22 protein-coding genes, 1 tRNA gene and 2 pseudogenes are annotated in these 20,887 nt (G+C 39.1%); 17 read left to right on the plus strand and 8 right to left on the minus strand.

Annotated features, from left to right (window positions below; translation table 11 throughout):
• Positions 1-9 precede the first annotated feature (9 nt).
• A complete protein-coding gene (clpP, locus tag ACH6C1_RS04835) occupies positions 10-597 on the minus strand; it encodes an ATP-dependent Clp endopeptidase proteolytic subunit ClpP (RefSeq protein WP_038564644.1) in 588 nt (195 codons plus the stop codon).
• A gap of 298 nt (positions 598-895) precedes the next feature.
• Here clpP and ACH6C1_RS04840 point away from each other — a divergent pair, with 298 nt between their 5' ends.
• From ACH6C1_RS04840 to ACH6C1_RS04865, 6 genes and pseudogenes are all read left to right on the plus strand, one after another.
• Positions 896-1,702 (plus strand): manganese catalase, encoded by an 807-nt coding sequence (locus ACH6C1_RS04840; RefSeq protein ID WP_093880388.1) that lies wholly within the window; start codon positions 896-898, stop codon positions 1,700-1,702.
• Positions 1,703-1,799: 97 nt separating this feature from the next.
• A tRNA-Arg gene (locus ACH6C1_RS04845) sits at positions 1,800-1,875 on the plus strand.
• 453 nt (positions 1,876-2,328) lie between these two features.
• Positions 2,329-2,795, plus strand: a pseudogene (locus ACH6C1_RS04850) (DinB family protein).
• Positions 2,695-2,919: a hypothetical protein gene (locus ACH6C1_RS04855; protein WP_374075609.1), complete on the plus strand. Its 225-nt coding sequence runs from the start codon at positions 2,695-2,697 to the stop codon at positions 2,917-2,919. The pseudogene ACH6C1_RS04850 and the gene ACH6C1_RS04855 overlap by 101 nt, the downstream one beginning before the upstream one ends.
• Before the next feature lie 286 nt (positions 2,920-3,205).
• The gene (locus ACH6C1_RS04860) at positions 3,206-3,463 is read left to right on the plus strand and encodes a hypothetical protein (protein ID WP_374075085.1); all 258 of its coding nucleotides are present in this window, start codon (positions 3,206-3,208) and stop codon (positions 3,461-3,463) included.
• Positions 3,464-3,775: 312 nt separating this feature from the next.
• Complete coding sequence (locus tag ACH6C1_RS04865) at positions 3,776-4,870, plus strand: L-dopachrome tautomerase-related protein (protein WP_374075569.1); 1,095 nt, start codon at positions 3,776-3,778, stop codon at positions 4,868-4,870.
• A gap of 83 nt (positions 4,871-4,953) precedes the next feature.
• On the opposite strand, the gene ACH6C1_RS04870 is transcribed toward ACH6C1_RS04865, so the two are convergent.
• From ACH6C1_RS04870 to ACH6C1_RS04900, 7 genes and pseudogenes are all read right to left on the minus strand, one after another.
• Complete coding sequence (locus tag ACH6C1_RS04870; RefSeq protein WP_095223838.1) at positions 4,954-5,253, minus strand: spore coat protein; 300 nt, start codon at positions 5,251-5,253, stop codon at positions 4,954-4,956.
• Positions 5,254-5,271: 18 nt separating this feature from the next.
• The gene (locus tag ACH6C1_RS04875; RefSeq protein WP_374075088.1) at positions 5,272-5,466 is read right to left on the minus strand and encodes a hypothetical protein; all 195 of its coding nucleotides are present in this window, start codon (positions 5,464-5,466) and stop codon (positions 5,272-5,274) included.
• 16 nt (positions 5,467-5,482) lie between these two features.
• The gene (locus ACH6C1_RS04880; RefSeq protein WP_374075090.1) at positions 5,483-6,619 is read right to left on the minus strand and encodes a zinc-dependent alcohol dehydrogenase; all 1,137 of its coding nucleotides are present in this window, start codon (positions 6,617-6,619) and stop codon (positions 5,483-5,485) included.
• An 18-nt stretch (positions 6,620-6,637) separates the two neighbouring features.
• On the minus strand, positions 6,638-7,006 hold the full coding sequence (locus ACH6C1_RS04885) for a spore coat protein (protein ID WP_374075092.1): 369 nt from the start codon (positions 7,004-7,006) through the stop codon (positions 6,638-6,640).
• A gap of 16 nt (positions 7,007-7,022) precedes the next feature.
• Entirely contained in the window at positions 7,023-7,268 is a 246-nt protein-coding gene (locus ACH6C1_RS04890) for a spore gernimation protein GerQ (RefSeq protein WP_374075094.1), read from the minus strand.
• Between the two features lie 687 nt (positions 7,269-7,955).
• Positions 7,956-8,168, minus strand: a pseudogene (locus tag ACH6C1_RS04895) (hypothetical protein); the annotation flags it as partial.
• Between the two features lie 1,259 nt (positions 8,169-9,427).
• Positions 9,428-10,588 (minus strand): FtsW/RodA/SpoVE family cell cycle protein, encoded by a 1,161-nt coding sequence (locus ACH6C1_RS04900; RefSeq protein WP_374075096.1) that lies wholly within the window; start codon positions 10,586-10,588, stop codon positions 9,428-9,430.
• A gap of 356 nt (positions 10,589-10,944) precedes the next feature.
• Here ACH6C1_RS04900 and ACH6C1_RS04905 point away from each other — a divergent pair, with 356 nt between their 5' ends.
• The 11 genes from ACH6C1_RS04905 (at position 10,945) to ACH6C1_RS04955 (ending at position 20,885) form a co-directional block, all read left to right on the plus strand.
• Positions 10,945-11,334 carry a hypothetical protein gene (locus ACH6C1_RS04905; protein WP_374075098.1) on the plus strand — a complete coding sequence of 130 codons (390 nt, stop codon included), beginning with the start codon at positions 10,945-10,947 and terminating at the stop codon, positions 11,332-11,334.
• A gap of 18 nt (positions 11,335-11,352) precedes the next feature.
• The gene (locus ACH6C1_RS04910) at positions 11,353-11,922 is read left to right on the plus strand and encodes a VanZ family protein (protein ID WP_374075100.1); all 570 of its coding nucleotides are present in this window, start codon (positions 11,353-11,355) and stop codon (positions 11,920-11,922) included.
• Positions 11,923-12,740: 818 nt separating this feature from the next.
• Complete coding sequence (locus tag ACH6C1_RS04915; protein WP_374075102.1) at positions 12,741-12,953, plus strand: hypothetical protein; 213 nt, start codon at positions 12,741-12,743, stop codon at positions 12,951-12,953.
• An 89-nt stretch (positions 12,954-13,042) separates the two neighbouring features.
• Positions 13,043-13,864 (plus strand): dihydrodipicolinate synthase family protein, encoded by an 822-nt coding sequence (locus tag ACH6C1_RS04920; RefSeq protein WP_374075104.1) that lies wholly within the window; start codon positions 13,043-13,045, stop codon positions 13,862-13,864.
• A 580-nt stretch (positions 13,865-14,444) separates the two neighbouring features.
• Positions 14,445-15,149 (plus strand): GntR family transcriptional regulator, encoded by a 705-nt coding sequence (locus tag ACH6C1_RS04925; protein WP_374075106.1) that lies wholly within the window; start codon positions 14,445-14,447, stop codon positions 15,147-15,149.
• Between the two features lie 56 nt (positions 15,150-15,205).
• Positions 15,206-16,252, plus strand: coding sequence for a Gfo/Idh/MocA family protein (locus ACH6C1_RS04930; RefSeq protein WP_374075108.1), 1,047 nt, complete (start codon positions 15,206-15,208; stop codon positions 16,250-16,252).
• A 36-nt stretch (positions 16,253-16,288) separates the two neighbouring features.
• Positions 16,289-17,290: a TRAP transporter substrate-binding protein gene (locus tag ACH6C1_RS04935; protein WP_374075110.1), complete on the plus strand. Its 1,002-nt coding sequence runs from the start codon at positions 16,289-16,291 to the stop codon at positions 17,288-17,290.
• A 19-nt stretch (positions 17,291-17,309) separates the two neighbouring features.
• Positions 17,310-17,825, plus strand: coding sequence for a TRAP transporter small permease (locus ACH6C1_RS04940; RefSeq protein WP_374075112.1), 516 nt, complete (start codon positions 17,310-17,312; stop codon positions 17,823-17,825).
• 31 nt (positions 17,826-17,856) lie between these two features.
• Positions 17,857-19,131: a TRAP transporter large permease gene (locus tag ACH6C1_RS04945; protein ID WP_374075115.1), complete on the plus strand. Its 1,275-nt coding sequence runs from the start codon at positions 17,857-17,859 to the stop codon at positions 19,129-19,131.
• Positions 19,132-19,194: 63 nt separating this feature from the next.
• Positions 19,195-20,025, plus strand: coding sequence for a sugar phosphate isomerase/epimerase family protein (locus tag ACH6C1_RS04950; protein ID WP_374075117.1), 831 nt, complete (start codon positions 19,195-19,197; stop codon positions 20,023-20,025).
• Positions 20,026-20,057: 32 nt separating this feature from the next.
• Positions 20,058-20,885 (plus strand): citryl-CoA lyase, encoded by an 828-nt coding sequence (locus tag ACH6C1_RS04955; protein ID WP_374075119.1) that lies wholly within the window; start codon positions 20,058-20,060, stop codon positions 20,883-20,885.
• Positions 20,886-20,887 lie beyond the last annotated feature (2 nt).

Consider the following 20,887-nt stretch of genomic DNA (forward strand, 5'->3'; position numbering starts at 1 on the left):
TCTTATGTCTTAAACTGGTTTTTTCTCCATTACTTTGTCGATCAAGCCGTAGTTCACTGCTTGTTCAGCTGTAAGGAAGTTATCACGGTCTGTATCGCGCTCGATTACTTCAAGAGGCTGACCGCTGCGTTCTGCCATGATTTCGTTCAGTTTCTTTCTCATTTCGATGATACGACGAGCATGGATTTCGATATCACTTGCTTGTCCTTGTGTACCACCCAGCGGCTGGTGAATCATGACTTCACTGTTTGGAAGTGCATAACGCATGCCTTTTTCACCAGCAGTCAATAGGAATGCACCCATGGATGCAGCCATACCGATGCAGATAGTGGATACTTTCGGCTGGATGAACTGCATTGTATCATAGATAGCCATACCTGCTGTGATGGATCCGCCTGGTGAGTTGATGTATAGGGAAATATCTTTTTCTGGATCCTCTGCTGCTAGGAATAACAGCTGGGAAACAATGCTGTTGGCAACATTATCATCGATCGCACTGCCAAGCATGATGATCCGGTCTTTTAGCAAACGGGAGTAGATATCGTAAGCGCGCTCTCCTCTGTTTGTCTGTTCGATAACTGTAGGGATTAGGTTCATGGTAGATCCTCCTTTGGATATGAGCTCATTATTCTAAGTAATGACTAACCTTATCTTACCTAAAAGGTCAATAAAGGTCAAACAAAATACTTACTTTCTTTCGCCTATTCCATGCTTCCCCACTTGGAAGGCATATAAACGCTTGAAATAGAGTCTCTCGTTAACTTTGACTTTTAAATGGTAAACTCCTGCAAGCTGGTTTATTTTTCATTTAAATTACATCATCAGGAAATGGTTTAGAAATTTTACCAGGTGGAATGTAATCAGCGGAAAGCAAAAAAACCTAGGAGGTAACAAGATGTTCCATCATCAGAAAGTACTTCAGTACCCAGCAAAACCAGACAAGCCAGATGCATTGTTTGCAAAACAGATGCAGGAAATACTCGGTGGTCAGTATGGCGAAATCAGCGTAGCCCTTCAGTATCTCTTCCAAGGTTGGAGCGCACGTGGGGAAGAAAAATATAAAGATTTGATCATGGATACAGCGACGGAGGAAATTGGTCACGTTGAAATGATCGCAACAATGATTGCTCGTCTTCTTGAAGGTGCCCCAGTAAATGAACAGGAGGAAGCAGCGAAAAACCCTGTTATCGGTGCCATTTTAGGCGGTATGAACCCACAGCATGCGATTGTTGCCGGCCTAGGGCCTCGTCCGACAGATAGCAACGGTGTGCCTTGGAATGCAGGTTATATTATCGCAAGCGGCAACATGCTAGCAGATATGCGTGCAAACATTAATGCGGAGTCTCAAGGCCGTTTGCAAGTTGCCCGTCTATATGAAATGACAGAAGATAAAGGTGTTCGCGACATGCTATCCTTCCTGCTTGCACGTGACTCCATGCACCAAAATCAATGGATTGCTGCTGCCCGTGAACTGGAAGAGAAAAACGGTATTATCGTACCTGGTTCCTTCCCGAAAGAACTTGAAGCAGATAACTTCTCTCACAGCCTGATCAACTTCTCAGAAGGTGAAGAGTCCAAAGAAGGTAGCTGGGCTAATGGTACAGCTCCTGATGGTGGTCAATTCAACTATGAAGAAGCTCCAACAGCACACGGTGAAAAGCAAGAGCTAAATCCAGCTCCAGACTTTATGTATCCTAAATAAGCAGAAGCCCCTGTGTGGGGCTTCTTTTCTATTTAAAAATATCTTGCTTATAACTGCTGTTTAAAGTATAATAATCGTTGTCACATTAATTACATATGCGCTCGTAGCTCAGTTGGATAGAGCGGTGGTTTCCGGTACCACGTCTGCCGGGGGTTCGAATCCCTCCGAGCGCGCTTATACATAGAAAAACAGCAAGAGTTTGGCTTTATGCCGCTCTTGCTGTTTTTTTGTTTATAAGCACTTCGCAAACATATTGCAAAACTTCGGGTTTCGAAATAAATTTAATCTCTTTTTTTATTGAAAAGCTGACTCAACATATCAGCAGCTGCTGATTGCATACCTGGAATTAAATGAGAGTAGGTATCTATGGTTATTAGTATGCTGGCATGCCCCAGTAGTTCTTGCACAACTTTAGCGTGAACGCCCATCTTTGTAGAAGGGTTGTATGAGTGTGGTGCAACGAGTGAAATGATATCCGTTTTACACCTGAATTCTCTATAGTCCGCCAAATCACCTTATTTAAATTTGGAGGAGTAATATAGTTTGATTAAAGGAGAAAAAGAGGGTAAAAAGAAGCTTTGTATAATCTATCAATTAAGTACAAAATATTATTCAAGGAGTTTTCAATGGTGAATTTTTTTGTTTACAATTGGCAGGTAAGAAATGAATGGTTCCTCTGGAGCCAGCAATTAACTCTTCAAGAACTTGTACAACAGCGTACAGGGGGAGTGGGAAGTATCTTACACACTCTTTTTCATATAGTGGAAGTTGAGTATAGCTGGATTAGAGCAATACAAGGAGAAGAGGATATTCTTTATGATTTTAGTGATTACAAAACTCTTAATAAGGTAAGTGAACTATCGACCATCTAAGAATGGAAATTATTCAATGCATAGAGGAATGCTTAAAGGGGTCTGTAGAAAAATTGGTGAATGTCCCATGGGATGATAAGAATTTTACAATAATTGATATTCTGCATCATTTGGTAGCGCATGAAATATATCACATTGGTCAACTATCCATATGGTCAAGAGAAATGGGGATGGAACCTGTACCGGCCAATTATATTGGGAGGAAATTGGTTAAAGATTGATGGTCTAGATTCTTTCAGGGAAGCGATGGAAGATAGGTCTAATGACTTACTGAAGGCTGAGATGGAGCTTTGGCTGGAAGGCGGGGGTTTTGAGTTCTTGGATATTATCAAGATGAAATCATAAGGATTAATACAGTCGATACTCGCCGCTTGCTAAATTCCTTTAATAAAGGAGATCGTGAGAATTCCTGGCAGATTTCAGATAATGGAATGACGCTGGTGGAGGAATTGAAAACTTTGATTCCGAAACAGATTTTCAAATTCAACTTGCGGTGCAAAATCTGCAAACTTCCATGTATTATAAGAAACAAAAATAAGCGGCACTGACTGAGCTAGGCTTTATTGATTCCAGCAAAGATGCATAAAATCTAAAAGACAGCTCTTTCCTATCACAAATGGCTTGGGGGATTATGGATGCTCTATGTGAAATCTATGGAAAGAAACCGACAGACCCTGGCTCTGATGCTGACCAAGGTGTTATCGGTAAACTTGTTGTGGTGAAAAACAACTCAGATGGCTGGCTATGGACTTACAACAGTGCCAACTGGAATGACAAAGCAATCAAAGTAAAAACTGGCGAAGCATTCACAATTACAAAAGAATTGACTGTGAGCGGCTCCAAGATGTATCAAATTAAATCCGGTCTGTTATATTACTGCTTCCACTAAGTATGTAGAAGTCCGATAGTAAGAAGCCTGTTCCTATTCAGGGGTTGGGCTTTTTTTTTACTGAGTGAAGCTTTATTATTCTGACTGCTTACAACAGCCTTATCTTTTCTGAATAGGTACTCAAAGGTGAATACTTTATTTGGTGTAAGACCCTTACGCTTTATTTCTATGCATTTTCAACAAGATGAGAGTATAAATATATATAGTTAATTCAATATTTCAACTCGTATATAAAAACATATTAAGAAACATGCACTAGAAAAAAATAAATCATATATGGGATATCCAGTTTAAATGGTTGAGGAGGATATGATGAAGCCTATGCTACCTACAGAAAGATATTTCGGTAAGTTAGAACTGGTATATGCATTTTATGGCGCTATGCCTACTGGTGTTAGTGTTTCAGAAACCGGTCGTATTTTTGTTTGTTTTCCGAAATGGGGAGACGATGTTAAATTTACAGTGGCAGAAATCATTAGGGATAATCTAGTGCCGTACCCTGATTTACAAACCAATTCGGTTAACCCCGAGAATATCACAATGACTTTCATTAGTGTCCAAAGTGTAGTTGCGGATGGTTTGGGCACACTTTGGGTGTTAGATACAGGGGCACCGAATTTTTCTGAACCAATTAAAGGTGGGGCAAAATTAGTCGCAGTTGATTTAAAAACCAATACAATCAGAAGGGTATATACCTTCAGAGAAGATGTCGTCCTGCCAACAACTTACCTGAATGATGTACGATTCGATTTTCGGGTTGGCAACGCAGGCTATGCTTATATAACGGATTCTTCTTCTAGGGGTCCAGGAGCGATTATCGTCGTAGACTTAGAGACTGGGACTGCGTTTAGACGTTTAAATGGAGCAAATTCGACTTCACCCGATCCCTATTTTATACCGAAAGTAGAAGGCCAAATTTTAATGAATCGATACAAAGACGGTTCAACTTCTCCATTTAGATTGGCATCAGATAGTCTGGCGATTTCCCCAGATGGAAAGATATTATATTTTGCTCCCTTAACCAGTCGTCAATTGTTCTCTATCTCTACAGAAGCCCTGAGAAACAGAACGATACCGGACATGGATTTACTTTATCATGTGGAGTATTGGGGAGAAAAAGGTGCGTCTGATGGCATGATCACCGATGCAAAGGGAACTGTTTATGCTGGAGATTATGAAAACAACAGTATACGTAAAATATTGCCAAATGGCATAATGGAAACTATCGCACATGATCCGAGAATTTTATGGCCAGATACTTTTTCAATTGGTCCGGATCAATATTTGTATGTCATTGTGAACCAATTACATCGGCAGGAAAGATTCCATTATGGAAAAGACCTAAGACAAAAACCTTATGGTTTACTTCGTATGAAAATTGATGAGTTTCCTGCTCCTACCATTTAAAGTAGGGGAGTGGAAGGGAGCGTGATTTAACAGCCATAAGGTATAAATAGGAACAGTTTTGTTAACCTGTTCCTATCTTGTTTTTACAGAGTGGGTAATTTCAATGCTGTATCGATATTATTTAAATCTATATTGATTTGTTCGTTTGTATCCCAAGCATGATACCACCCTTTTTCCTCCATGTATGCTGAAATACTTTCATGCATATCTATAGCTTCTATTAGATGGCGAGTTAGTATCTCTTTAATTTCAGGCGTTCCTGATTCAGTAACTGCCATGGCATAATTTCTAACACCACTTTTAGCTGCAATCAATAAATCCATTGCAACCACCTGATCTGATAGTGCATCCATGCCAGTTAAATTTTCAATGATTGGATTCATTCTCATTCACCTCCTGGTTTACTGCTTAGCGTTGGAAAGTATAGAAGCATATTCTTGTAATTGTTTCGTAGATACATCAATGTCTTGCTGCATAATACTCTTTAATTTCTGATCGGTAACTAATGCTTTCATTGTTTTCGACTTAGTTAGACAATTTGTCTTAAATGCAGCCATCTCATGGACCTCAAGAACTTCATGCAAGGCGTAATTCATTTTTTTACCTCCTTCTTTAAGGTTTCAACACAACTTTAATACAATTATCCATTTTTGTGTCAAAGAGCTCATAGCCACGCTTTGCTTCACTAAGTGGAAGTACATGACTCACAACATCTCCTGGATCAATTTTTCCAGTCGAAACTAATTCAAACATATATGGCATATAGTGAATTACGGGTGCTTGTCCCGAACGAATATTGACATTTCGGTTCATAATGTCTCCCATAGGGAATCCATTATATCTACCTCCGTAAACGCCTGTAACCTGGATTGTCCCACCTTTACGCACTGCTTGAGTTGCCGCGATAAACGCACCGAATGCTCCGCCTTGAAGCTTCATTCCACTCGCCAGGAACTCTAAATCCGTCATTTTACCATCCATACCAACTGCATCAATGACAACATCAGCGCCGCCCTTTGTTATTTCTTTCAAATGCATTCCCACATTTTCAAAGTGTTCAAAATTTACCGTTTCAACTTTATTAGTACGTTTAGCGTGTTGCAAACGATAGTCTACATAATCTACGGCAATGACACGCTTTGCTCCTTTTAGCCAACAGAATTTCTGAGCAAAAAGACCGACTGGCCCACAGCCAAAAATAATAACTGTATCTCCAGGCTTGACTCCTGCATTGTCAACACTCCAAAAACCAGTAGTCATTGCATCTGCTATAACTGTTAACTTTTCATCGGGTTCTTCACAAGTCTCTGGAATTTTAAAATGAGTAAAGTTGGCAAATGGCACTCTTAAATATTCGGCTTGCCCACCAGGATATCCACCCGTTGTACCAGAATATCCGAAGTAAGCACCCATATCACCATTGTCATTAGAATTATCACATTGGCTTTCTAAATGGTTTTTACAGTATGTGCATTCACCACATGCTATATTAAAGGGGATAATAACACGATCACCCTTTTTTACTTTAGTCACCTCTGGCCCGACTTCTTCGACAATTCCCATTGGTTCATGCCCGATAACGTAATTTTCTTGCAAGTTAGGAATCATCCCATGGATTAAATGTAAATCAGATCCACAAATTGCCGTACTAGTCACCTTGATGATCATATCATCTGGTTTTTCAATTTTTGGAGCTGGAACATCTTTGACTACTACATTTTTGATACCTTGATATGTTACTGCCTTCATGAGATATAGCCTCCAGTGTTAGTGTTCATCAGGTGTCCGATCAAACATACCTTTTCTATTGGTCTCAGCTGGGAATAGATTCATTTTTCCAATCTTCAGTGTGTTATTGGCTGAGAGTTGATCTAGCTGATATTGTTCACTTAATTCGTGTGGATGGAACCATTTTTTACTGATCATTAGATCTGTGATTTCCTGGTGCATGGCAATCCCTTGTATTAACTGTTTGCGTAAGAGGGCCCTAACATCAGGTGATGCGGACTCTGTTAAAGCGACAGCAATATTACGAACACCTTCTTTGGAACGTAGAAGAAAATCCATCGCAAATGTAGTATCTGCTAGCTCAGGTACGTGCAGCGCGTTTATAGGGTCTAAATAGTCATTGTTCACTGAATTCGCCTCCTTTTCAATCAATTATTGGTGTTGGTCTATTTTGAGGAACTGGAGCTTCAAAAGGTGCACGTTTGTAAACTGCCTGAAATTCTCCGAGCGCTTGCATGGATTGTTCAACATCTTTTTGCATTAAAGCTCTTAAGTCCTGATCAAATACTAGTCCTTGCATTATTTTTGATTTTGCTAAGCAAAGGGTTTTAAAATTAATTACTTCATGTAAATCCAAAGATTCATGAGCGGCTAATTTTTGATTATCCATTTCTAATTAACCTCCTTATTCGTTAATACAATCAATTGTATTGTTCCAAAAATAGGGGGGGATATTCTTATTTTCTTTTATGGTTGTAATATTCATATAGGGAGTTATGATGGCTGAGGATGAGGTCTTTTCTTCTAATAACTAAAAAAGTGTGCAATCAGAAATAACTAGTTGAAATAATACGAAAGGAATAAAATTCGTATCTTTTGTTGAAGGACCGTCTTATAACAGATATTGAAAATCCATCCTATTGTTTATTTTTATGTAGGTGGTTATACTTTAGACATTTTTAAAAAAGCATTGGTATAGAGATATAGACCATAATATAGACCTCATATAAGAGCTCATTCTAATGCTGTCGTACAGGACATGAACCAGGGTAAGGTTGGGTTCAGTGGCTCATTATTGGAGAAGAAATATCATAGACATACTGTGACAGTAACTGGATTCTTCTAACCTTTTTTCTAACGTAGTGAGCCTATATAGAAATAGAAGTCATAAAGCTATTGAAAAAGGAGCAGGTGAAATCCGCATAATAATGTAATTTAGATATCTCTAGTCACGTCCATATAAAAAGAAATTGGTTTCCGGTACCACGTCTGCCGGGGGTTCGAATCCCTCCGAGCGCGCTTATACATAGAAAAACAGCAAGAGTTTGGCTTTATGCCGCTCTTGCTGTTTTTTTGCTCAAAAGCAGTTTGCAAACATTTTGCAAACCTTCAGGTTCCGAAATAATTTCAATCCTTTTATTATTGAAAAGCTGGTCCAACATTTAGCAGCTGCTGATTGCATACCTGGAATTAAATGAGAGTAGGTATCTAAGGTTATTTGTATGCTGGCATGCCCTAGTCGTTCTTGCACAAACATAGGATGAACGCCCATCTTTAATAGAAGGGTTGCGGACGGGTTTATGCTCAACTTTGACGACTTCCACACCGGGATTGATGGTTCATCAATCATGTTGTCCCGGTCCTGCGCGAACGCGGTCTTTTCCACGATGGCTACGAGGGGAAAACCCTCCGCAATCACCTAGGACTGCCAGCAGTACTGACTAGGTCCTTGCATCGAGACAGGCTCGACAGGAACAACCTGTTGACAGACTATAAGATCATTCCCTGTATGGCGCTCATCGGAGAGGATGGGGTACTGACCGTAGGTCGACCCCGTGCAATTACGCGAGGCAAACGTCCGCCACGCACAGTTCAGGAATGGCACGAAGCGGGTGTCAGGGATACAACAGGAATATCCAACAGGTTTAAAGAATTTCGTGGATTTAATTGTTCCAATCTTGCAGGATAGAGGCATTTCCCATACAGAATATAAATCAGATATTTAAAGGTATAATTTGGGCTTGTCTTATTCAGAAAATAAATATTCATTACGAATTGGGTTTTATTTTGATTAATTAGAAAAGACATTCACTATGCTTTCTCAATCTTTTCGTTAAGAAGAAGGCATGTAAATCCCTGTTCAATTACGAACGTAATAAGAGTTAATTCAAGTATATATCATGACCTTGAATACAGAGGATGTTCTGAAGTCATAGATGATTGAAATCCTCAAGCTATTGACTTAGGAAGAAGTTATGAAGAGAAAGTCGACTACTTCCGGTGAGATTAAGAAATCGTATAAAATTGAAACTTAAATCTAGAACATATTTCAGACAAAAAAGGTACCAAATTGGGTACCTTTTTTTGTTTGTGAAAATTATAAGATTTTCTCAGAGCCTAAAAGCCCTCGGAGAGAAGCGCCTTACCCGTATCAAGACGTACTCGCCTGATTTTGCACGACTGTGAAGGATGCCTGGTTAACGAGGGAGCATCTGGAGTTGGGAGCGCGCGGCCAGCTTGACTTGTCATCGATTATTCGGTTAGTTACGATTAATTCGGTCGGGGATTGAATTGAAATACCATTCTGAAGAAAGATTTACATCTAAATCCGGGATGTAAATTGTACCCACTCTCAATAATCTTTCAGTCAATAACTCCGCCTCTATTAACCTTAATTTTAAAAAATATACCCTGAGTCTACCATAAGTAATATATTTTGAGACATGTAATAATAATAGCTCCTTAGCCGGAGGGATTTACTCCAAAAATTTAAAGTAGCGTGGTCCATCTAAAAGCCCCTTTCCTTAATTGGAGAGGGGCTTATTGTATTTAACGATTTGATTGACTACTAAATGATAGTGTTAATGTATTTGCTTTTATGCACATTACAAGGCCTAAGGCCATTAAAGTAATTACTAGAGCACTTCCGCCATAACTAATAAGTGGCAAGCCTATTCCAGTAACAGGCATTAATCCAACGCTCATTCCTGCGTTTTGAAAGACTTGAAAGGTTAAGAAACCTGCTATTCCGACGCCAATATATGTTCCAAAATCATCATGGTATCTTTGTGAAATAGAAATGATCTTATATATCATCAAAAAGTATAAAAATATAACAATGCTAGTGCCTACGAATCCATATACTCCGCCGATTATGGCAAATATTAAGTCAGAATACGCATAAGGGATTGATGGTAATTTTTCATAGCCGATTAATCCTCCAGCACCAATGGACATTATAGATTGATTCAGTTGATATCCTGATATAGTGTACGTTTCAGGATCAAGCCAACCATAGAATCTGCTTGCCTGGTAACCGGGTAATAAACCTAATATCTTATCTAAAAAGAAATCAGGAGCTATAAAGTATGTTAAAGCAAGGGTACCTATAATCAATAAAGGAAGTGCGAATATAGCAGCTAGTACCTTAACGCGAATATTAGAGACTATAAGCATAATTGCTAAGATTGCAAGAAATACCATTGCATTACCATAGTCAGGGAACCTCATTACAACTAACGTGGGAAGAGCAGTAGTTAAGATTAGTTTCAATATTAGGATAAACTCATTCGAAACACTTTGTGTATTTTCATTACTTCTGCTAATAATGCTAGCTAGCTGAATAATTAGACCTACTTTCATTAATTCAGCTGGTTGAAAAGAGAAACCTCCTACTGAATACCATCCTAGAGCTTTATTGATTTCCGTGCTTATACTACTAGGAGCAACAAGTATACCGAATAATAATATGAAACATAATATATAGATATATAAAGAAACTCTTTTTAGTATATCAATATCTACAGCATACGTTATTAAGAAAAACATAATAAAACCTATAATGTAAAATGCGGTCTGTTTGGGAACGAAATTCTCATTTTGCAATTCATTTACATGGTAGAGACTTATCAAACTTACAAGTGCAAAAGCAACTATTATAGCCAGATAAGTATAATCTATATTCTTAAGAAAATATCTAAATTTATCCATAATTTGATATTATCCATTCGATTAACATAGTTAAAAAAAGCAGAAAGAAAGTAACATAAACAATTATTGCTAGGATTTTAATTCTACTACGAGTAGAAAACAGTTTTTTTTCACTCATCTTATAATTCTCCTGTACCTTATTATTACCCAAGACATTATTATAGCAAAATTAATAAAATCTAGCAAAAACTACTAGTAGAGGAATGAAATATAAAAATATTTAGAGGGAGTAATTAACATAGTATATTAATTATGTTAATTTTTCTTGAGAAAATTATTGTAAATTTAACAATAAACATATATTATTGGAAAATGGAGGGAAGTAAGGTGAGATTTGCAAAAAAAGGAGAATTGTTTTGAAGAATAAATTTTTGAAGACACTAGGCATTTTACTTGTTACACTAATAATGGTAGCACCAATTGCTGTGGATGCAGCATCTAAGAGCTTTTCGTTTGAGATTAAACACCAAATAGCCATTGGTCGTTATAAATCTACTAAAGAGAGTGTTAAAGCTACAGTTAATATGAGCAGTTGGGGCGGAGATAACTATTTCACTATTCATATTTACGAAAAGGGTTCTTTTAGCTCCACTTTAATTGATAAACTTGAATTCTCTAAATCTAAAAAAGGTTCTCCGTATGAAGTAGAAACTACTAAAGTTAAAAAAGGTCATACATACGGATATGAAATTTGGAAAAATGCAAATGGTGCTAAGATTAAAGGTTCCGGTACACTAAGTTATTAATATGGAGTGAGTGGTATTATGATTAATGGTAATGTTCCAGTTATATTAATTAGTACAATATTCATTATTGTATTTGGTATAAAATTTCTTAGGAATAGAAACAAAGAAAGTCTTTTGAGATCCTTTTACTATATCTTATTTGGTATATATCTATCGTTTGTTGTATCTTACACTTTATTCCCCCTCCCGTATCAAAAAGAATTAAAAGAACTCATGATAGACGAAAATCTGGGCGTTCCTAATAATCTGATACCATTTGCTGGCATTATGGAAAGTGTACAGACTGGGTATTACCAGGATTTAGTTCTCATAGCATTGAATATACTATTATTTATTCCGTTTGGTTTTGCTCTTTCAGTTCTATTCGAAAGACTTAAAAAGTCTAGTGTAGTGTTATTGGGATTTATTACAAGTCTAATTATCGAGAGTCTTCAATTTACTTATAGTCAATACCTAGGGTATAATTATCGGTCATTTGATGTTAATGACCTAATTATGAATACTCTAGGTACTATAATTGGAGTATTAATATTCTCATTACTGAGGAGATACTTGAAAGAACAGAATCTATTATTAAGTCGGGATTAAAATAATGTATAGTTTAAAAAAAACCTATTCTCTAAAGAGAATAGGTTTTTTTATTAGAAAGTAGCAATACCTTGGCAATGTACTATCATCTAGCCTAAATAAACCCTCAAAATTAAAAAACTCGCGGTGTGTAAACTTTCTAAGCATCGGATGCTTTGGAGTTAATTCCGGAAATGGAATATCATCCTCTTCAGATAATACCCATACCCACTCAATCAAGTGATCCTTTTGCGATCTCAATTCTTGCTTTTACATGCTCTCCATATATTTCAAATCTAATTAGTGTTGGCATTTCATCTCCTTCTTTTACTCATATAATCGCACTCGAGTAGAAAAAAGTGTGATAAATATATAAAAATCCCCCACAATCATGGGGGCGATTACGAGTATGTAGGGTTACGATTTCACTATGTATAATGTGAAAAACATTGTTATATAAATATCGTTGTGTTTACGATGTAAACAAAACGATATTATAATTAATATATAGTAAGGAGGAGATAAGATGGATGTTGAAAATGTATTAATGATAACTGCGATAGTAAAGTATTGCACTGCTAAACTTGACTACCTCAGTCGTTAAAAAACACATAAAGCTAATAAGAAAAAATCCAAAGCTAAAGGCAAGAAGTAAGAGAAGGGAGCGGCAACTCCCCTTACTCACTATAATTATAACAGCTCCTGGATAAAATAAAAAACCGACGAAAGTCAGGAGGGTGACTTATGTTAACATTGACAATGATTACAACTGCTATTGCATTTATTACTGCAGTTGCTTCGCTAGTTTTATCCATTAAGAATAGAAAAGGTGCATAAGCATGAAAAAAGAATTGCCAAAGCTATATTCAAAGGCGGATCTGGCACGACGATGGGGCGCGACCAGACAAGTGGTTAACAACTGGGAAAAGCGGCACAATGATTTTCCGGATCCCGTCATGCATGTTCATGACGGATCCCTTCCTCTCTATCTCCATGAAGATATTATTAAATATGAAAAGAAACGTGAGCTGGAAGTGTATAAAGAAGAATAAGTCTTTCAATAGCCTAGCAACAATGTACTATTCAAAATTAAGTTTTTATCTTAATTTATAGACAAGTAACGAATAGGAGGTAAATAAAAATGTTAAATGAAATCTTTCATATTGCAGTACCAACTGCTTTTTATGATGATGAGACCTTAAATGTTGAAGGAACAATTCATCATATAGAGAACTTATATCAGAAAGGTGTTCGTTCTGTATTTGTCTGTGGAACCACCGGTGAACAGCATAGTCTTAGTCTTAGTGAAAAATTAGAATTGGTAGAAGCTATTGATACGAATAACGAGTTGACCAATAATATGGAAATCATTTTTGGTGTTGCTTCTGTTAGACAAAAGGAAGCAGAAGAACTGGCTAAGTATATAAGTAAAACAAATATTACAGCTATCATGATAGGGTATCCTCCATATATAAAACCATCTCAGGAAGAAGCCTTCAATTATACAAAGAGTCTAGTTTCTATATCAGGAAAGGATGTAATCTTATATAACAATCCTGCAAGGACAGGTTTTGACTTAGAAGTTGATACTATAAACAAACTACTTTCGATGAAGAATATTATCGGTATCAAAGAGGCTGGTGAGAAGACTAAGATCCAGAAATTGAAAATTGAAAGTGACAAACAATTCTACATTTATGCTGGAGGAGAACAGGGATTAGAGGATAGTGTAAGACACGGTTTTAATCGTTTATCCTCCATAGCAGGTAATCTGGCGCCAGCTGAAATTAAAACTTGGTTTGAGACATTGTTAAAAAATGAGGAGCTCAAGGGAGAAGAGATTTATAAAGTAGAGAATGCACTTAAAAAAGTATATTCTGGTACGCCGCTAGTTAACTTAAAAAAAGAATTAAACAGTCAAGGTGAAGACTTAGGTGTTTGCAGAAGCCCTCTTGGTAAATAAGTAAAAGTCACTGCGGTCGACCAACCGACCGACCAAACCGACCAATAACTTCACCAATTTATCGTAAAGTAGCCTACTCAATGCTATATAAAGCCCGTTATGACAACATTCATCCGAATACTTCCTAATACTGCCGTACAGGACATGAACCATGGTAAGGTTGGGGTCAAAGGGATACACTGATAAAGAGTATTTGAAAGCTGGTATGCAAACCTGATTGCAAACCAAAAGGCTAACATACTGAGCCAACATAAGTATTAAGCAATGTAAACTAATAATATATACGTGCGTTAAATCAAGAAAAAGCATAGTGATTAAACCTTATGTCATCTTCTCATAATTAAAAATTGGTTTCCGGTACCACGTCTGCCGGGGGTTCGAATCCCTCTGAGCACGCTTATACATACGAAAGACAGCAAGAGTTTGGCTTTATGCGGCTCTTGCTGTTTTTTATTTGAAAATAAAACGACCAGGCAATATATCTCAACAACGAGCATACAGTGTAAGCATGAAGTGCAACCACTTGTATACTAGTATCATTTCTGATTTATACAAACCAGAGGATAAAGAGTTGATAAGAATGAATAAGTTTACTGTCCAGCGTAAGACATTGGCTTATGAAGTTTATAAACACTTATACAACAAGATTATCACGTTAGATTACAAACCAGGGCAGATGATTTATGAGAACACGATAGCTGAAGAACTAGGATTAAGCAGAACGCCTGTAAGGGAAGCCATTCAAATACTTGCTTCAGAGGAGTTCCTGCAGATCATCCCGCAAAAAGGGATTCGGGTGAAGTATATTTCAAAGAGAAAGGTACAGGAAGCGATACAGGTTAGAAAAAGTCTGGAAGCAGTTGCGTTTCAGGAAGCAGCTGCCAGGTGGGAAGAATCCAATTTACAGGTAAGTGACTATAGGGCGGATTTACAGCATATTATGAACCAACAAAGAGATGCAGCTAAAAAGCATGACGTTATTACTTTCTACCACTATGATGAAGTGTTCCACGATAAGATCCTTGAAATATGCGGCAATCATACTTTAAGAGCTGTCGTACGTCAGGTCAGGGGCCATGTGAATCGGATCCGTTATTTGGAATTTTTCGAGACAAGGGAAATGGATCGTGTCATACATGACCATGACGAGTTGATTGCGTTGATCCAGAATAATGACAGGGAAGGGGTTGCACGAAGGCTGAATCAGCATCTCGACACAGCTGCCAGGCACTATGGCGACATAATGGAAAAGTATGCCGATTATTTTGAAGCTCAATCCCAGTAGATGAGCTTTGTGCCGTCCATAACTTGTATACTAGTATGCAAAAAGGAGGAATGGAGTTGGAGATTGCGGTACTCGGTTTGAATCATGGCTTTACATTGGCTCAACAAGCGAAAAAGATGACTGGAATTACATTGGCGGCAGTTGCCGGAAATAATGCGAGTGCAAAAGAACGGGCAAAGGAGCTGGATGTGCCTTTGTACGCGGATTATAAAAAACTGATCGATGACTGCTCGCTGGATGGGGTGATTATCACATTACCAAATCACTTACACAAAGAAGCTGTGAAGTACTGTGCGGATAAAGGTTTACATTGTCTCGTGGAAAAACCTATCGCAGACACAACTGTGGCCGCTCAGGAGATGATAGATTATTGCCGGGAAAAACAGGTACAGCTTTTAGTTGGTCATCATCGCCGGTATTCAGCAAAGATCAATCATTTGAAGCACCTATTGGATAGTAAGGTCATCGGGGACTTAATCGGTGTGAATATGATATGGGCCCTTGCCAAAGATCATGACTATTACAAAGAAGCGTGGCGTGTAAAGGCAGGCGGAGGCCCGCTGTTGATCAATGGCATTCATGATTTGGATAACTTACTCTATGTTACCGGTTTAAAAATTGAAAGCGTTTACGCAGTTGGTAAGAAAAAGATACGGTCTGCAGAAGTGGAGGATACGGTCACGGCTATCCTGGAGGCTGAAGATGGGACGGTTATTCACTATTTCCTTACCGACGGTGTTCCATCTCCTTGGTCTTATGAATTCAATCTGAAGGAAAATCCGATCTATCATTCTTATGAGGAAGATTGCTATTACTTTTTCGGAACAAAAGGGAGTTTGGCTTTCCCAAGCTTTCGTTGTTATCAATATAGTGAGGAAGCATATGGCTGGAAGCACCCTTTGATTGAGAGGCGATACTTGCCTGAAGATACTGTGGATCCAATTGCTACAGAATTAGCACACTTTGAAGAAGTATTGAAGGGGAGAATTGGTCCGCGTGTACCTGGAGAAGCAGGCTTAAGAACGTTAGAAGTACTAGAGGCAATAAAACTTTCCATTCGTGAGAAAAGAAGTGTGGCACTTCAAGAGGTTATCAGTAAATGAACACAATCGTTCCATTCAGGAGAAAGTAGGGGTTGGATGAAACAATTGTTCTTGTTTTTATCGTTGATCAGCATGTTGTTATTTGTAAGCGCTTGCAATAATGGTCCTTTAGCTGAACAAGAACTGAAAGTCATGCGTCTTGCAAACGCTACACCTGATGATCGTTCTTTAAGTAAGGCACTGTATCTATTTGAAGAGAAGCTGGAAGAAGAAACGGATGGCTCCATCGATGTGGAAGTATATACGAATAGCGTTATTGGAGGAGACAGGGAAATATTTGAAGGGATGCAGTTGAACACGATCCAGGGAGCTTCCATGTCGACAGGACCAATCGCCCAGTTTGCTGATACATTCAATGTATTCGAGCTTCCGTTTTTATTTGCAGATGAGGAGGAAGCTTATCAGGTATTGGATGGTGAAGTTGGAGAGCGTCTCTTGGCTGAACTGGATGATCAGAATGTTGTTGGTTTGAATTATTGGGAAAATGGGTTTAGGATGCTCAGTAACAATGTGAGGGAAATCAAGACGGTAGACGATGTCAAGGGAATCGATATCCGGACATTGGAAAATGAATGGCATATGGAACTTTGGAGTGAACTGGGTGCCAATCCAACCCCGATGAACTACGGTGAATTGTATATAGGACTGGAGCAAGGTACCGTCGATGCGCAGGAAAACCCGGTGGGTAATGTAGTGAACAGTCACTTCTATGAGGTACAGGATCATCTTACAGTCACGAATCATATTTACAATGCGAGTCCGTTCATGGTGAGTAAATCATTTTGGGAGTCGTTGACGGCAGAGGAGCAAAAAGCTGTTAAGAAAGTTGCTGATGATGTGCAGCAGGAGCAAAGAAAGATGAATCAACAGGAAGTGGAGGACAGCTTTGCTTTTGTAGAAGCGAAAGGGATGAAGATTACGGAGTTAACCGAGGAAGAGCTGGAGCGTTTTCGGGAAGCAACAAGGCCGGTCCGTGAAAGGTTTATCGAAAAATATGGAGATAAGTGGTTAAGTCAGATCGAGGCAGAAACAGATTGATGGAATGAGGGAGGTACGTATGAAATCTATTCGATGGTTTAATCGATACGCTGAGGAATGCATAATGGTATTTTTACTGTCTGTTATGGTCGTTGTCATTTCTGCCCAAATCATGATGCGTTTTATCTTGGGATCATCTATTGGCTGGTCGGAAGAATTAGCTCGTTACTGCTTTATATGGCTTGTTTTTATCGGAATTAGCTATGGAGTGAAAAAGCAGCGGCATATAAGTATTGATGCAATTTACAGATTGTTGAAGGGTAAGCAGCGAATCATACTCCGGATGATTGTAAATATGCTGTTTTTATCATTTGCTGTCATTCTTTTGATTTATGGCGGTAAAATCAGTACCCAGATTTATATGTGGGGGCAAAATTCCCCGGCATTACAACTTAATATGGGGTTGGTGTATTTAGCGGCTCCTGTCAGTATGCTGCTGACATCCTGGCGTATAATCCAGCAGCTGCTACAGCAATTTCAAACACTCCGTAACGGGGAAATGCTTTCCGATGAAGAACAACCTTCTGCATTCTAATACTGGAAATATGATATTGGGAGAGTGAGAAATGTCTGCAATCATCATGTTTGGCAGTTTTGGCCTCTTGCTGTTATTAAGCGTCCCGATTGGTATTGCTCTAGCATTGTCATCCATCGCTACACTGTTATACGCGCAAGATATGCCACTTGAATTTTTAGCTCAAGGATTAGTCACTTCTGTAGACTCCTTCCCGATCATGGCAATTCCATTCTTTATTTTAGCCGGGGAGATCATGGGAAAGGGAGGGCTTTCAAAACGATTGATCAAGGTAGCGGAATCGATCGTTGGGAATATCGCAGGCGGATTCGCGATGACGACGATTATTACGTGTTTTTTCTTTGCTGCTATATCAGGATCTGGACCAGCTACTGTAGCGGCTATCGGTGGAATCATGATTCCTGCAATGGTTCAGTTAGGTTATAGCAAGCAGTTCGCCGCTGGTATAGTTGCGGCTGCAGGAACTTTGGGAGTGATCGTGCCTCCGAGTATTCCAATGATTGTATACGGTGTAGCAAGCGGGACTTCTGTTGGTGATCTTTTTATCGCTGGTGTGCTGCCAGGTATTCTGATTGCTGTTTTAATGCTGATTTATGTATATTTTTATGCCAGAAAGAAAGGATTCAGCGGAACCGGGGAAGCTTTTTCTTTCAAACGCTTGATACGTACTGTCTGGGATGCCAAATGGGCGTTAATAGTACCTGTGATCATTTTAGGCGGGATATATGGTGGTTTCTTTACACCGACAGAAGCGGCGGTTGTCGCAGTTGTGTACGGTTTGATAGCTGGTGTGCTGCTGTATAAAGAATTACGGCTTAAAGACTTGTATGATATATGTCGGAATGCAGCATTGATGACAGCAACTATCATGCTGATCATCGGGGCGGCTACAGCATTTGGAAAAATCATGATCATCGAACAAATGCCTGCTAAAATTGCCGGCGGTATGCTGTCGATTTCCGACAATCCTATTATTTTGATTGCTCTGATTGTAATCCTGCTGCTTTTCGTCGGAATGGTAATGGATACAACGGCAGCAATCATTATTTTCACACCGCTGTTGCTCCCGATTGGAATGGAGCTGGGATTCGATCCGGTACATTATGGGATGATCATCATTCTAACACTGGTGATCGGATTCATCACACCACCCATCGGAGTCAATTTATTTGTTGCCAGCGAAATTTCCGGCTTGTCGATCATGAAAATCTCAAAAGCTATCGTCCCTTATATTGCAATCATGCTATTAGCACTGATCCTTATCATTCTCATTCCTGAAATTGCGCTGCTCTTATTGGGTAGATAGTCACAAATAGAAACAAAATGGCGGATTTTGCTCAGAAGAAAGAATACAGAAAGGTTGATCACTTTGAAGGATCAATTTTCTTTAGCGCATCTGACAGCATTGGCATGTCCACCCCCAACACTAACTTATATTGCAGCCAGGGCAGGCTTTGATTTTGTAAGCATCAGACCAATTTGTATGGGACTGAAAAATGAACCGGATTATAACTTGGCTAGCAACCGAAAGATGCTGAGACAAACAAAAACAGCACTTCGTGAAACTGGTATCCAAGTGTTGGATATAGAGCTAGCCAAAATAGTGGATGGTATGGATCCGAAACAGTATGAACCAGCTTTTGAAGTCGGAGCAGAGCTTGGAGCCCGGCATGTGCTTTGCAGCGTTTGGACTGATGATCTGGTATTTGCAACCGAGCGTTTTATCCAATTATGTGAATTAGCAAAACCCTATCAATTGACGGTAGAGTTGGAATTTGTGCCAGTTGCATCCGTGGCTACATTATCGCAGGCTGTCAGCATGCTCACAGCTGCTGCTCAGGATAATGCAGGGCTGATGATCGATAGTCATCATTTTCATCGTTCAAAGGAAAATGTTAACGATATCAAAGAAATACCTGCTGAGTGGTTTCGTATGTTTCATTTATGTGATGCAAGCAAAGAAATTCCAACATCAAGAGAACAAATGATCCAGATAATGAGAGAGGAACGCCTTTATATTGGAGAAGGCGGTATTCCTATCAAAGAAATTCTACAGGAGATTCCGAAAATCCCATATTCATTGGAAATTCCTCACTTGCAGCGAACAAAGGAATTGGGGTTCGAGGAATATGCGAGAAGATGCTTACAATCGGCGAAGGAATATATCAGTCTGAATCTGGATGACGTAAACATATACTAGTGTACAAGATCGAGATTTTGCGAGGTGAGCGAATGAGTGGACGAAGTGCATTGGAGCATTACAAAAACGGCGGAGCTTGGTGGGAAACAGAAATTAGCGACATAAAGAAAAATCAAATCGTTCTTCGCGGTAAACGAATTGAGGATCTCATTGGGAATGTATCTTACAGCCAAATGCTGTTTTTCCTGCTGGTCGGCAAGGAACTAACCGACCAGCAAGCTAAATTATTCGAAAGTGTGCTTGTAGCCGGTGCAGATCACGGTCCGCGCGCGCCTTCGATAGCGGCAGCAAGAATGGCAGCCACTTGTGGTGTCAGTTTTAATTCGGCTGTTGCTACAGGAATCAATATGCTGGGAGACATACATGGCGGTGCTGTAGAAGGTGCAATGGAATTGTTATATATAACGAAGACAGAACTGGCTTCTAATAAAAATGCTGTGGCAGATACCTTGCAGCGGTTCCTTTCTGAAGGCGAGAAGCTTCCTGGTTTCGGTCATCAGCTGCATGATCAGGATCCGCGTGTCGATAGATTGTATGAGTTGGCGCGGAAAGTAATTGACAGTGGAGAAATCACCGGAGACTATCTTGCGATTCTGGAAGATTACAGAAAGACGATGTCGGCTGCAAAGAAACGTACGTTTACGATTAATGTGGATGGTATTAGTGCAGCTATCCAGTGTGAACTTGGTATCCCGGCAGAAGCCGCCAAAGGGATCTTCTCCCTCTCTCGGGGGATGGGAATCGTTGCGCATGCCTATGAAGAATTAATGCAAGGCACATTGATCAAAGGCCCGTGTCCTAATGAAGAGAAGCTAGTTAAATATACAGGTAATATACCAGAAGATATGCACAAGGAGTGATA

The organism is Terribacillus sp. JSM ZJ617, assembly GCF_044383785.1.
Taxonomy (GTDB): Bacteria; Bacillota; Bacilli; order Bacillales; family Amphibacillaceae; genus Terribacillus.